At 40.8% G+C, this 15,823-nt stretch carries 3 protein-coding genes; all 3 read left to right on the top strand.

What is annotated here, in order from left to right; all coding sequences use genetic code 11:
• Nucleotides 1–208 precede the first annotated feature (208 nt).
• Nucleotides 209–1,489: a diaminobutyrate--2-oxoglutarate transaminase gene (ectB, locus tag FKV70_RS25230; RefSeq protein WP_142614913.1), complete on the top strand. Its 1,281-nt coding sequence runs from the start codon at nucleotides 209–211 to the stop codon at nucleotides 1,487–1,489.
• Entirely contained in the window at nucleotides 1,482–10,121 is an 8,640-nt protein-coding gene (locus tag FKV70_RS25235; RefSeq protein WP_025719507.1) for a hybrid non-ribosomal peptide synthetase/type I polyketide synthase, read from the top strand. The genes ectB and FKV70_RS25235 overlap by 8 nt, the downstream gene beginning before the upstream one ends.
• A gap of 42 nt (nucleotides 10,122–10,163) precedes the next feature.
• Nucleotides 10,164–15,823 (top strand): non-ribosomal peptide synthetase (locus tag FKV70_RS25240; RefSeq protein ID WP_142614908.1); only part of this gene is annotated, 5,660 nt, incomplete at its 3' end.

Genomic DNA, 15,823 nt, shown 5'->3' on the forward strand with positions numbered 1-15,823 from the left:
TTTATTTTCCACCCTTGCAGGTTTTACAATCCTACTGTACATGTACACCCAGTTTTGTAAGTAATACCGGGAGTGGGCGGGGGAGGACAAAGGCAACGATGCACATCCACCACAAGCCGGGAGAGAACATGAATGTGGATTGGGCCGGAAAAATAAACTGAAGTTAGTGTTTAAACACTAACTTCAGTTTAAGGGAGGAATTATGAGTATGGAAATTTTTGAGCAGTATGAATCCAACGTAAGAGCATATTGTAGAAACTTCTACGATGTGTTTGACCGGGCTAAAGGTGCACTGATTTATTCAGAATCCGGAAAGAAATTTGTTGATTTTTTTGCAGGAGCAGGAGCTTTAAATTATGGACATAACAACGAATACATCAAACAAAAGATACTCGCTTATCTTGAATCGGACAGTATTACTCATGGGCTTGATATGTACACAAAAGCGAAACGTGAATTTATCGAAAAATTCTCGCAGATCATATTGGAACCCCGAAAGTTAAACTATAAAATTCAATTTTGCGGGCCTACAGGTACAAACGCTGTAGAAGCATCGCTGAAGCTTGCCCGAAAGATCACTAAACGGACTGGTATATTTGCGTTTATGGGAGGATTTCACGGAATGTCGCTGGGGAGTCTGGTTGTTACCAGCAACATTCAGAAAAGATCTTCCTCCGGCATAGCATTATCCGATGTTACCTTTTTCCCATACTCCGAGAGTCCAATTGACTCATTCGATACTATTGAATACATGGAAGCCGTTCTAAACGACGGTCACTCGGGAATCGAAAAACCGGCGGCTATTATATTTGAAACCATTCAGGCGGAAGGCGGCGTAAATATAGCTTCACCCGAATGGATGCTCAGGCTGAGGGAACTTAGCGACAGACACGGTATTCTACTGATTTGCGATGACATTCAGGTTGGCTGCGGACGCACCGGACCGTTCTTTTCATTTGAACGTGCCGGGATGATCCCTGATATTGTACTGCTTTCCAAGTCAATCAGCGGGTATGGCCTTCCCATGTCTATTCTGCTGATGAAACCGGAACTTGATGTCTGGAAGCCTGGTGAGCATAACGGTACGTTCCGGGGAAACCAGCTTGCTTTCATTGGAGCTACAGCTGCGTTGGAATATTGGGAAATGAATAATTTGGAACAGTCTGTGAAATATAAGGAAGCATTTGTAAGAGAATATTTAACCAAGCAGATTTTGTCATTACATAAGGGCCTGACCATTCGGGGTGCAGGTTTGATTCGGGGTATTGATTTTTCCAATGTGGAGGATGAGCGAATCACGCAAAAAGTAGTAGAGGAATGTTACCAAAACGGTTTAATCATCGAAAGCGCAGGAAGAAAAGACAGTGTTATAAAACTTATGCCTCCGTTAACCATCGAGCTTGAACTTTTGCAGCAGGGTTGTTCAATTATCAGACAAGCTATTCAAGAGAATATAAATAAAGTATTGGAGGTCGAAAGTTATGGATAAAATCGCCATTATAGGAATAGGATGCCGTTTGCCAGGAGGAATAAGGGGGCCTGAGGAGTTCTGGGAAGCATTGACTGCGGGAAAAGATATGACTTCCGATTTACCCGAAGGCCGCTGGGATTTAGAAAAGTTTTATGATCCTGACAAATCAAAGCCAGGCAAGCATTACACCTGTCATGGTGGATTTTTAGATAAAATAGATGAGTTTGACCCTTTGTTTTTTGGTATTTCTCCAAGGGAAGCGGCCTTTCTTGATCCACAGCAAAGACTGATGCTGGAGACATCATGGGAAGCAATGGAAGATGGAGGCTTGGATCCGGCCAAGCTAGCAGGAACCAATACCGGTGTCTTTGTAGCGGGCTTCACCCTTGACTATCAAGCAATACAATTTAAAAACGAATCGGTTGAAAGTTTAGATACACATTCGGCAACGGGTATGATGATGACAATGTTGTCCAACAGGATTTCATATATATATGATTTCAGAGGTCCAAGTTTGTCTGTAGATACAGCGTGTTCGGGCTCTTTGGTTGCAACACACCTTGCATGCGGGAGTTTATTGAATAATGAATGTAATCTCGCAATAGCAGGCGGAGTAAGTGTTATAGCTACACCTGAGTATACCATAGCGGAAAGTAAGGGTGGTTTTTTATCTCCCGATGGACGGTGCAAAACTTTCGATTCCAGTGCAAACGGTTATGCAAGAGGAGAAGGAGCCGGCGTTGTGGTTTTAAAACGCCTGTCAGATGCTATCGAAGACGGAGATAGGATTTATGCCGTAATAAGTGGATCGGGTGTAAACCAGGACGGCCACACAGACGGGATTACTGTTCCAAACGGGCAGGCTCAGGAAAACTTAATGAAGGAGGTATACAAAAAGGCAGGAATATCACCTTCAGATATAACATATATTGAAGCTCACGGCACCGGCACTCCGGTTGGAGACCCTATTGAGGCTAATGCAATAGCACGAGTGGTTTCAACAGACAGGCCAAAAGATAAAAAGTGTATTGTCGGATCTGTTAAGACAAACATTGCCCACCTTGAGGCCGCTGCAGGAGTTGCCGCACTGATAAAAGCTTCACTAATCATAAAGCATAAGCAAATACCTCCACATCTGCACTTTAAGAATCCAAACCCTAAAATTCCCTTTGACGATTTATGTATACGAATTCCTCAGACCCTGGAGCCTTTGCCGCAACCCGCATTGGTTGGCATAAATTCATTCGGTTTTGGAGGAACAAATGCCCATATCCTCTTGGAGGAAGCTACAGATCTCCAAAAAGAGGGTACTCCTGAAGTTAATGTAAATACCGGATGGCCATATATGATTCCCATATCTGCGCGCTCAGAAAAGGCGCTAAAAAACTATGCGCAAAAGTATGTTGATTTTATTAATGGAAGTGGAGAAAGTATTTCTTTATATGATATTGGAAGCATGATGAGCAAAAAGCGCACCCATCATGACTATAGACTAGCGGTTTCGGCATCTTCAAAGGAAGAACTTGCAGGAAACCTGGAAGCGTATATTAAAGGACAAGCACGCCAGGGGATGTCTGCGGGAAATGTTGAGGCAGGAAAGTACAATAAAGCTGTTTTTGTATATACAGGTATGGGGCCCATATGGTGGGCTATGGGCAGACAGCTCCTTGAAAAAGACCCTGTGTTTAGAAATATGATAGAAAAATGTGATAAACTTACACGTCAGTATGCTGGATGGTCTCTGCTGGAGGAACTTCTCGCCGATGAGGAGAATTCACGTCTGGACCAGCCCCAGTTTGCTCAACCTGCCAATTTTGCTGTTCAGGTGGGTTTGACTGAAGTATGGAAATCCTTGGGTATTATACCCCATGCGGTGGTAGGACACAGTGTTGGAGAAGTGGCTTCTACATATGTTGCAGGAATTTACAGCCTTGAAGATGCCATGTTGGTAAGTATTCACAGAAGCCGTGCACAGCAAAAAGCAGTAAACAAGGGCACAATGCTGGCGGTAGGTTTACCAGAAAAAGAAGTTGTGGCCCTGCTGGATGAGAACATAAAAGGTGTTTCAATGGCAGCAATCAATAGCCCAAATTCGGTAACTTTGTCAGGTGATCCTGATGCCCTTGAGCAGATCCAAAAACAGTTGCAGGATAAGGGGGTTTTTGCGCGGCTTTTAAAGGTCAATGTAGCGTATCACAGTTACCAAATGGAACCATATGAGCAGGAGCTATTGGAGGCATTAAAAGGAATAAAGTCCCAGCCTGCCGGGATACCGATATATTCCACGGTTACAGGGAAAATGCTGACGGGTACAGAGTGTGATGGACATTACTGGTATAAAAATGTAAGAGAGCCGGTACGTTTTGAAGCAGCAATGTATGAAATGATTTCGTTGAATTATAACTTATTTATTGAGGTGGGCCCTCACCCTGTTTTAGCAGCTTCTATTTCTGATTGTCTGTCAGCTAAAAACGTTGAAGGTAAGAAGTTGTTCTCTATAAAAAGAAATGAAAACGAACAGGTTTCAATACTGGAGAACTTAGGGAATCTATATGCACTGGGATACCCTATAGATTGGAACAAGATTTACCGGTACCAAGGTGAGTTTGTAAGTCTCCCTCTTTATCCATGGCAATGGGATAAATACTGGATGGAAACGCAGGAATCAAGTGAATTTAGGCAGGGAAAAAATAAGCACAAGTTTTTAGGACGCCGTTTGAAAACTTCCAGCCCTATATGGGAGATTGAACTTAATACTACCTATATGACGTATCTTTCTGATCATAAAATACAAGGTATAGAAGTTTTCCCCGGAGCAGGGTATGTAGAGCTGGGAATGGCTTGTGCCAGAAGCTATTTTGGAGAGGGTTTTTATACAGTTGAAGATATAAAGTTTGAAAATGCTTTATTTTTAAATCAAGGAGTATCACCTGTGGTGCAGGTGGTTTTGGATCCAAAAACCGCAAAATTCGAGATTTCAAGCAGGATACCGGGACAAGATAAGACTTGGACATGCAATGCATCCGGCACAATAAGAAAACGGCAAAACATAAAGATCACTGCTAAAGATGAGTTGATTCAAATACTTGGCAATTGTACCAAAGAATACGGAAAAGAAGTATGTTATAAAACCTTCTATCAAATGGGTTTCCATTATGGTCCTTATTTCCAAGGTATAGACAAGATATGGAAAGGTGATAACGAAGCTCTTGGCAGGATCGAGATCCCTAAAATACTGGAGATTGATAGCTCTATCTACGGTCTTCACCCGGCGGTATTGGACGCCTGTTTCCAGGTTACCATTGCGGCAGTTGCACCACTTAATGAAGATGAAAATAACGAAGGCCAATCATTCCTACCTGTAGGAATAGACAGGGTGCAGCTTTATGGAAGGCCGGAGCCTGTCATGCTTTGTCATACACAGATGGTAGATAGGAAAGATAATAATTTGAACGCCAACATCCGTCTATATAGTGAGGACGGAAATCTAATCGCCGAAATACTGGGTATAAGAACTAAGGAACTTGGAAATAGTGGAGGGTCTGATGCTGGAAGAGTTAAGGATTATCTTTATGAGATAAACTGGGAGCTTCTAAAAAGTGAAGAAGTTGATACCCGCACAGCTGCTGCTAACTCTGGAGCATGGCTTATTTTTGTGGATCATAAAGCAGCAGGAAAAGAACTGGCAAATCTCCTTGAAAAAAGGGGAGAAGAATGCTTTATGGTATATCCTGGTGAGAATTTTGGTTGGCAGTATGAAGAGCGTGAGATATATATAAACCCTCGAAGCATTGAGGATCTTAGAGCGTTGTTTGATGAATTCTCAAAAATTAAAACGAAGCTAACAGGTATTGTATATATGTGGAGCCTCAATATCCTTGAGATCCAGGAAGTTAGCAATACAGCTATAGAAAAAGCTTGTTTTGAAAACCTGTTTGTATTAAAACACCTGGTACAAGCAACCACAAATCTGGGATTAAATTTTAAGCTGTGGGTTATTACAAGAGGAGCCCAAATGATCAACAGGGCTACTCCAAATTCTGCATTCTTACAGTCGTTGGTATGGGGCCTTGGCACCGTCATAGGTTACCATGAGTTGCCTTCAAATTGGGGAGGCCTTGTAGACCTTGACATAGAGGCCAATGCGGGTGAAATGGAAATGCTGTTAAAAGAAGTCTTAGGTAATGGAGAGAACCAAATTGCTTTCCGTAATGGGAATAGACTTGCAGCAAGAATCGATAAACTGCGGATTGATATGCAGCATCAAGTACCCGTACATCTTCGCCCCGATGGAAGTTATGTTATTACAGGTGCTTTTGGTGGCATAGGTATGATTACAGCCCAGTGGATGGTTGCCAAGGGAGCAAGACATCTGGTACTGCTTGGACGCGGAGAATTTCCAAAACGTTCTGAATGGAACAATGTAGAGCCAGGCAGCAGCCTTGCAGAGAGGATTGAGTTTGTTCGTAAGCTGGAGTCCCAGGGGGCAACAGTATATATTGGATCAGTGGATGTAACTGATGAGGAAAAGCTTGCTGGATTTTTTAAAGATTTTGATAAGGAAGAAAGGCCTCCTATTCGAGGTGTTGTACATTCTGCTGGTATTACGGATGATCAATTTCTTGAGGTTAGTAAAGATGAGACTTTTTATAGGGTCCTTTCGCCTAAGGTAAATGGTGCATGGAACCTTCACCGTATGACAGAGGGACGGCCTATTGACTTCTTTATTTTATTTTCTTCAGTTGCTTCTGTATTTGGTTCACCAGGCCAGGGAGCATATGCAACTGGGAATGCCTTTTTGGACTCACTTGCACATTACCGTTTATCGAGAGGACTTCCTGCACTGAGTATCAATTGGGGACCATGGTCAGAGGTTGGAATGGCTGCAAGGTTTATGGAACGTGATCCGGAGTATTATATACAAAAATCCATAGAATCTGTAACGGTAGAAAAGGGAATTAGGGCTATGGAGCACCTTGTTGGAGAAGCTGTTGCACAGTCTGTGGTTCTACCTATACTCTCGTGGCAAACGTTTGGGGAAAAATGGTTCTCACCCATGAGTTCTCCACATGTGCTTAAAACTCTTTTGCAAGATGAGTCAGGACAACAAGAGAATATAAATAAATCAAAGGTGGATGTTGATATCCTGGAGGATATTATTTCATCTCCAATACAGAGCAGGCAGAATATCGTTGAAATGCATATTAAAACAATAGTAGCGAAGGTTTTGCGTTATAATCCTGAGGATCTAAGTACCAAACAACCACTAACTGTTTTTGGGATGGATTCATTAATGGCCACCGAAATAAAAAACAGGATGGAGGTTGCCTTTAAAACACCTGTTTCCATAGTAGAACTTCTTAAGGGTTCCAGCATATACGATCTTTCCGAGCAAATGATATCAAAGCTATACGAATCGGGAAAGATTTCAGAACAGGATTCCCTAAATATGGGTAAGGCTGAGCTTGAAAGAATACCTAAAGTTTCTGAAAAAGAGTACTATGAAACCTCATCTGCACAAAAGATGATGTATATCATTAATAATCTTGAGGGTAACAACATTGGGTATAACATACCTGTGGGAATTTTATTTGAAGGTGGGATTGAAAGGGTTGCCCTTGGGGAAGCATTAAAAACATTGATACAAAGGCATGAAGCATTTAGGACATCCTTTGAGATGATTGATGGGGAGCTTGTGCAAAGGATACAAGATGAAGTTGATTTTACTATAGAATATTTTGAGTCTGAGGAAGACGGAGTAGAGAAAATAATCGATGAATTTGTAAGACCGTTCGATTTAAGCAAAGCACCCTTAATAAGAGTAGGTCTTATAGAAATCCATGCTAGCAGGCAAATACTTTTGCTTGATGTACATCATATAGTCTCGGATGGAACTTCAATAATCAGGACTTTTGATGAAATAGTTTCTATATTAAGTGGTGAAAGCCTTCCGGCAATGGAGGTGCAATATAAGGATTTTGCCCAGTGGCAGAATGGCTTGTTTAGCACTGAGGTTTACAAAAAGCAGGAAGAATACTGGCTTAATAGGTTCAAGGGTGAAATTCCTATCCTTGATATGCCTACAGATTATCCTAGGCCTGTCCTTCAAAGCTTTGAAGGAAATAGGTTGCTATTTGATTTAGACAGTCATTTGATGGATAAATTAAATGTACTTTCCTCCCAAACAGGAGCCACCGTGTATATGATACTTCTTGCGGCATTAAATACACTAATGTATAAATACTCAGGACAGGAAGACATAATTATTGGTACTCCTATAGCGGCAAGAACTCATTTTGATACTGAAAGAATACTGGGGATGTTTATAAATACCCTGGCATTAAGGAATTTCCCAGAGGGAAATAAGGCCTTTACTGAGTTCTTGGAAGAAGTAAAAGAAAGCTCCTTAGAAGCATATGAAAATCAGGAATACAGGTTTGATCAGTTTGTGACAAAACTTAACGTAAAGAGAGATTCAAGCAGAAATCCTTTATTTACTGTTATGTTTAATATTGTTCCTTCTGATGAGCATATTATGGAACATCGTGGTGAACTAAAGTATTCCAAATATCCGGTTGAAAGTAAAACATCAAAATTTGACCTAACATTCCAGTTGATACCAGATGGTCATAATACAATATTATGGATGGAATATGCTACACGTCTGTTTAAGAAGGAGACGGTAGAAAGGCTTGTTCAGCATTACTTTAATATCCTTGAAGAGATAACCTCAAACCCTGAAAAAAAACTATCAGAAATCAATATGTTATCCCAAGAAGAAAAGGAGCGAATAATATACGGCTTTAACGATACGAAGGTTGAATTTGAACATCACCTGACGGTACACCACCTGTTTGAGCAGCAAACGAAAGTACGTCCAGACAATATAGCAGTAGCGTATGAAGGCCGTAGATTTACATATGGCCAGATCAACCAAAGGGCAAACAGGATAGCAAGGTACATGCTAAAGGCTGGCACTGGTAGAGAAGAAGCCGTAGTTGTCATGCTGGAGAGGGGACCCTTATTTGTAGAATCGGTACTTGGTATATGGAAAGCAGGGGGGGCTTACATACCTGTAAATCCAAAATACCCTACACAAAGGGTGCTTGATATATTTAAGGAATCTAAAGCTGCCTATGTGTTGACCTTATCAGATTATGTGACCCAGCAGCTTAGTGAGAACTATAAAGGCCGAATTATATACCTTGACCAGTGTGAAAAAGAGATTGAGGCTGAAAGTGGCGAAAACCTAGATCTAGATATAGACATAAATAGTTTGGCCTATGTTATATATACATCTGGTTCAACTGGTGTACCAAAGGGAGCTATGATAGAGCATCTTGGCATGATAAACCACATCCATGCGGAAATAAAGGAACTTTGTATAACTAACAACAGCATAATATCCCAGAACTCGCCTCAATACTTTGATGTATCTGTATGGCAGTTCTTTGCAGCCCTAACCATAGGAGCTCAAATTATCATCTATCCAGATGAAATAGTAAAGGATGTTGCAAGGTTTACGAATCGGATCATAGAAGATGGCATAACGGTCCTTGAGGTGGTACCTTCATACCTTGCTTTAATGCTTGAGTATGTGGAAAATACAGGGAATAAACCGGAAAAACTTCATTACTTGCTGATAACGGGAGAAACCGTAAAATCCGGCATAGTAAGGAAATGGTTTGACCTATGTCCAAATACTAAAGTAGTTAATGCCTACGGACCTGCAGAGGCAGCGGACGATATTACTCTATATACTATGGAAGCTGCTCATGAAGGAGAGAACATTCCTGTAGGCAAGCCTATACAAAATATGAATCTATATATAACAGATAAAAACATGAACCTGTGCCCTATCGGAGTAAAAGGAGAGATCTGCGTCTCTGGAACAGGTGTAGGAAGGGGTTATTTAAATGACCCTGAAAAAACAGCCCATGTATTCCTTGAAGATCCTTTCAGAGAAGAAAAGGGGATAAGGCTGTACAAAACAGGAGACCTGGGAAGATGGCTGCCTGACGGGAATATCGAATTCCTGGGCAGAATAGACCATCAGGTTAAGATCCGCGGATACCGAATAGAGCTTGGAGAAATAGAAGCTCAGCTTCTAAAACATTCTTCAATAAAAGAAGTTGTGGCAGCAACAAGGGAAGACCCCCAAGGGAACAAGTACATCTGTGCATATATAGTTGGAGAAAGTGAATTGACAATACCGGAATTAAGGGAGTATCTCTCCAAAGATCTGCCAGACTACATGATCCCTTCATATTTTGTACAGTTGGAAAAACTGCCTTTATCAGCGAATGGCAAGGTAGATAGAAATGCCCTGCCTGCCCCTGATGGAAATATTAATACAGGGGTAGACTATGCTGCACCATTCGGTGAAATTGAGGAGAAGCTTGTACTGATATGGAGCCAAATCCTTGGAGTCCAGAAGATTGGAGTAAATGATAACTTCTTTGAATTAGGAGGAGACTCATTAAAGGCAACCAATCTTGTATCAAGGGTTCATAAAGAATTTGACATAGAATTTGCATTAAAAGAAGTGTTTATGGGTCCTACAATTTCGGCAATAGCAAAAAGTATTAAAAATAGACTTAACGATACAGTGGAAATCGAAGAAATTTTAAGCATGATTGAAAATCTATAAATAGGAATTAAAAGAGATGAAATAGAGAAGAGGGACGAAGTTATGGATAATTTGATGAAAAGAATAGAATCTCTTTCTCCAGAAAAAAGAAAGCTATTTGAGACGATGCTAAAAGAAAAAGGAAAAGATGTTTCAAAATATACGCCAAATGCCTTTTCTGGAATACCTTCTGCCAGAGAGCAGGAATTTTACCCTATGTCATCTGCCCAGAAAAGGCTGTATATACTAAACGAGCTTGAAGGAGCAGGTACTGCATATAACATGCCAGGCGTCGTACTGCTGGAAGGAAACATTGATGCAGTACGCTTCGAACAGGCATTCAAGGAGCTAGTAAAAAGACATGAGGCTCTGCGCACATCATTTCATATGGTTGAGGGTGAACCAGTACAAAAGGTTCATGATTACGTGGATTTCAGTATTACGTACCTGGAACTGGATGAAGAAAAAGCAGCAGAAATAGTCAAAGAATTCATAACGCCCTTTGATCTTAGCCAAGTTCCATTACTGAGAGTAGGACTTGTAAAAACGAACGAAGACAGGCGTGTTATGATGTTTGACATGCACCACATAGTATCAGATGGTATATCAGTCAATATACTTATGAGTGAGTTTTTGGATTTGTACCAAGGGAAGCCCCTTTTGCCACTACGGATACAGTACAAGGATTTTTCTGTATGGCAGAAGGAGATGTTTGCCGGAGACTCAATAAAGAAGCAGGAAGAATACTGGCTCCAGACATTTAAGGGTGATATACCGGTACTGGATATGCCTACTGACTATCCAAGACCGGCGGTACAAAGTTTTGAAGGAGATGCTGTAAGCTTTGAAATAAACCCTGAACTTTCAGTCAAACTAAATAAGCTTGCAACAGATAATGGAGCTACCTTATACATGGTACTGATGGCTGCATATAACGTACTCCTGTCCAGATACACTGGACAGGAAGACATCATAGTTGGAAGTCCTGTAGCCGGAAGGCCCCATGCTGACCTGCAGGGTATCATTGGTATGTTTATAAATACCTTGGCCATAAGGAACTATCCTGAGGGAGAAAAGACCTTCGTCCAATTCTTGCAGGAAGTAAGGGAAAATGCGTTTTTGGCTTTTGAAAATCAGAACTACCAGTTTGAAGAACTTGTAGAAAAACTTAATCTCATGAGGGACATGAGCAGGAATCCTCTTTTTGACACTATGTTTGCACTGCGCACTTCAAACAAGACAGAATTTGCAGCATCGGGTATAAACTTCAAACAATACAACAACTGGATGGAAGGCAGAAAGGCAAAATTTGACCTTATGCTTGAAGTGGTAGAGGGTCAAGAAGGTATAACATTTAACCTTGAATATTGTACCAGGCTGTTTAAGAAGGAGACAATAAAAAGGTTTGGAACCCATTACTTAACCGTTCTTGAAGAGATAACGGCATGCCCTGAAAAAAGGTTGTGGGAAATTGATGTACTGTTACAGGAAGAAAAACAGCAAATCCTATATACCTTTAACGCTACAGAGGCACAGTATCCTAAAAACAAGACTATCCATCAGCTTTTTGAAGAGCAGGCAGAGAAGAACCCTGATCATGTAGCTGTGGTATTTGAGGGTAAAAAGCTTACATATAGTGAACTCAATAAAAAATCAAATGGGTTGGCCCATGTATTAAGGGCTAAAGGAGTCAAACCGGACAGTATCGTAGGTATTCTGGCAGAACGCTCACTTGAGATGATAGTAGCAATCCTAGGGGTATTAAAAGCAGGAGGGGCATATCTTCCCATAGATCCAGATTATCCTGAGGAAAGAATAAGTCATATGCTGGAAGACAGCCGGGCAGTGATCCTGTTGACCCAATCACATTTTATAGACAAATATACATCAATAGGTACAGTAATAAATTTAGAAGATGAGCAGGAATATTCAGATGAACAATATAACTTATCGGAGGTAAATAAACCTTCCGATCTAGCTTACTTAATATATACCTCAGGCTCTACAGGTAAACCCAAAGGGGCAATGATAGAGCATAGAAACATAGTAAGGCTGTTATTTAACAGTAAAATGCAGTTTGATTTTAACGAAAATGATGTATGGACTATGTTTCATTCTATGAGTTTCGATTTTTCCGTATGGGAGATGTACGGGGCGTTGTTATATGGGGGCAGATTGGTGGTAGTTCCTAAAATGACAGCACGCAGCAATGTAGAGTATCTGAGACTTCTAAGGAATGAGAAGGTGACCGTATTAAATCAGACACCTTCAGCCTTCTATAATATAGCCAATGAAGAAGTATCATATGAAGAAAAAGAACTTAAGATAAGATATGTCATATTCGGAGGGGAAGCATTAAAGCCTGCATTGTTGAAGGAATGGAGAAAGAAGTACCCGCAGACTAGACTCATCAATATGTATGGAATAACCGAGACAACAGTGCATGTCACATATAAAGAGATAGAAGAGGAAGAAATTAGATCTAATGTGAGCAGCATAGGAAGGCCTATACCAACCCTTACAACATATGTAATGGATAAGAACATGAAAGTTGTTCCCATTGGAGTAGCCGGAGAGCTTTGTGTAGGAGGAGACGGAGTTTGCAGAGGATATCTTGGAAGACCGGAGCTTACAAAGGAAAAGTTCGTTCAAAATCCGTACAAGCCGGAAGAGAGGTTATATAGATCTGGAGACCTGGTCCGGTTATTATCTGATGGAGAAATGGAATACCTGGGTAGAATAGACCACCAGGTAAAGATAAGAGGCTTTAGGATAGAGCTTGGTGAAATAGAAGCACAACTGCTAAAGCATCCTTCAATTGAGGAATCTTTGGTGATTGCAAAGGAAGACCATCAGGGCAGTAAATACCTGTGTGCATATATAGCGGGAGAAAATGAGCTGACAATATCAGAACTAAGGGAGCATCTCTTAAAAGAACTGCCCGAATACATGGTACCATCATACTTTGTGCAGCTTGAAAAAATGCCATTGACAGCTAATGGCAAGATAGACAGGAAGGCATTGCCTGAACCCGAAGGTAATATAAATACGGGAATAGAGTATGAAGCGCCTATAGGCGAATTTGAAGAGAAGCTTGCACTGATTTGGCAAGACATCCTTGGAATTAAGAAGATAGGAAGAAATGACAACTTCTTTATGTTAGGTGGACACTCTTTAAAGGCTACAAGCCTTGTAGCGAGAATTCACAAAGAGTTCAATATAGACATGCCTCTTAAGGAAATATTTAAGGCTCCAATTATAGCGGAAATAGCAAGGTATATGAAGGAAGCAAAGGAGAGTATATATCAATCCATCCAAACTGCTAAAGAGATGGAATACTACCCTATGTCATCAGCCCAAAGAAGGCTATATATATTAAATCAGTTTGAAGGAGCAGGGACAGCATACAATATGCCAGGCAGCTTGCTGGTTGAAGGCAGTATTGATCTGGAGCTTTTTCAGAAGACCTTCCAACAGCTTATAAATAGGCATGAGACCCTTCGAACATCTTTCCATTTCATAGAGGGTGAACCCGTCCAGAAGATCAATGATCCTGTGGGTTTTAGTGTAGTGTATCTAGAATCTGACGAAGAAAAAGTGGGGGAAATCGTAAAAGAATTTATAAAGCCTTTTGATCTTGGAATTGCTCCGCTGCTAAGAGTAGGCCTTGTGAAAACGGGAAAAGACAAGCATGTCATGATGTTTGACATGCACCATATCATATCTGACGGTACGTCCATGGATATACTGGTACATGAGTTCATGGATATGTATGGAGGAAATAACCCTTCTTCCCTCCGTATACAGTACAAGGACTATTCTGTTTGGCAGAAGGAACTATTTGCTGGGGACAAAATAAAGAAGCAGGAGGAATACTGGCTCCAGGAATTTAATGGAGAAATTCCTGTGCTGAATATGCCAGTAGATTACCAAAGGCCTGCGGTTCAAAGCTTTGACGGAGGTTTTATCCGTTTTGAAGCAGGCAGTGAGCTTACGGGAAAACTTATTAAGCTTGCAAGGGATAATGGGGCTACTCTTTACATGACATTGCTTGCTTCATACAACATACTGCTGTCTAAGTATACGGGGCAGGAAGATATTATAGTGGGAAGCCCTATAGCTGGAAGACCTCATACAGATTTACAAGACATAATAGGTATGTTTGTAAATACTTTAGCCATGAGGAACTATCCCCAGGGAGAAAAGACCTTTGCTGAGTTTCTAAAGGAAGTAAGGGAAAACTCTATAAGGGCTTATGAAAATCAGGACTACCAGTTTGAAGAACTGGTGGAAAAGCTTAATGTAAAGAGGGATATGAGCAGGAATCCTCTTTTTGATACTATGTTTGTATTGCAAAATACCGGCTCATCAGAATTGAAGATAGATAGGCTTAAGTTTATACCCTATACAAATGAATTTAGAATATCCAAATTTGACTTGACATTAAATGCTCGGGAAACCCAGGAAGGTATTGCATTTGATTTGGAATATGCCACAAGGCTGTTCAAGAAAGAGACTGTAGAAAGGTTTGCAGCCCATTACCTTAATGTTCTGGAAGAGATAACGGTTTATCCTGGAAAAAGATTGTCAGAAATTGATATGCTTTCACAGGAAGAAAAGCAGAAAATACTATATGACTTTAACGATACAAAGGTCCGGTATCCTAAGGATAAGACTATACATCAACTGTTTGAAGAGCAGGTAGAAAAGACACCCAATAATATTGCTGTAGTGTTTGAAGATAAACAGCTGACTTATAAGGAAGTAAACGAAAAGGCAAACCAACTGGCCAGAAAATTAAGAGAAAAGGGAATAAAACCTGATAGTGTAGTGGGAATTATGGTAGAACGTTCCCCGGAAATGATCATAGGGATCATGGCTGTCCTAAAAGCTGGGGGGGCTTATTTACCCATAGCTCCTGAATACCCTGAAGACAGGATCCAGTTTATGCTTGATGACAGTGGCAGCCAAATTATTCTGATACAGGATAAATTTATAAATGCTAAAGGTAGTTACAGAAATGCTGAATTTATTAGCATAGAAAATCAGGAACTATTTACTGGGGATGTATCAAATCCAAAGTTAATTAGTAAACCTGAAAACTTGGCTTATGTAATATATACATCCGGTTCTACCGGCAAACCCAAAGGGGTAATGATAGAGAACTACTCCGTAATCAACCGGATCAACTGGATGCAGAAGCAATACCCGATAGCTGAAGGTGATGTGATCCTGCAGAAAACTCCCTATACCTTTGACGTATCGGTATGGGAATTATTGTGGTGGAGCTTTACTGGGGCCAAAGTCTGCCTGCTGATACCGGGAGGAGAAAAAAATCCGGAAGAAATCGTGAAGGCAATCGAAAAAAATAAAGTTACCACAATGCACTTTGTACCATCCATGTTGAGTGTATTTTTAGAGTATGTAGAGGAAAAGGGGATAATAGAGGAAATAGCAAGCTTAAAGCAGGTATTTGCCAGTGGAGAAGCACTGAACCTGAAGCAAGTAGAAAAGTTCAACAAGCTGCTGTACAAAGAAAAAGGAACAAGCCTGCATAACCTGTACGGACCAACAGAAGCAACAGTAGATGTATCCTACTTTGGCTGCTCTACGGAAGAAGAATTGGAGCTTGTACCTATAGGAAAGCCCATAGATAACATTAAGTTGTATGTTGTCAGTAAGGAAAAGGGCCTGCAGCCGATAGGAGTAGCGGGAGAACTATG

The organism is Paenibacillus ottowii (assembly GCF_006874425.1).
Classification (GTDB): Bacteria; Bacillota; Bacilli; order Paenibacillales; family Paenibacillaceae; genus Paenibacillus; species Paenibacillus ottowii.

What these genes read in the sequence shown, in the direction of transcription:
- ectB (WP_142614913.1), top strand. Translation starts at nt 209, where the DNA reads ATGGAAATTTTTGAGCAGTATGAATCCAACGTAAGAGCATATTGTAGA.
- FKV70_RS25235 (WP_025719507.1), top strand. Translation starts at nt 1,482, where the DNA reads ATGGATAAAATCGCCATTATAGGAATAGGATGCCGTTTGCCAGGAGGA.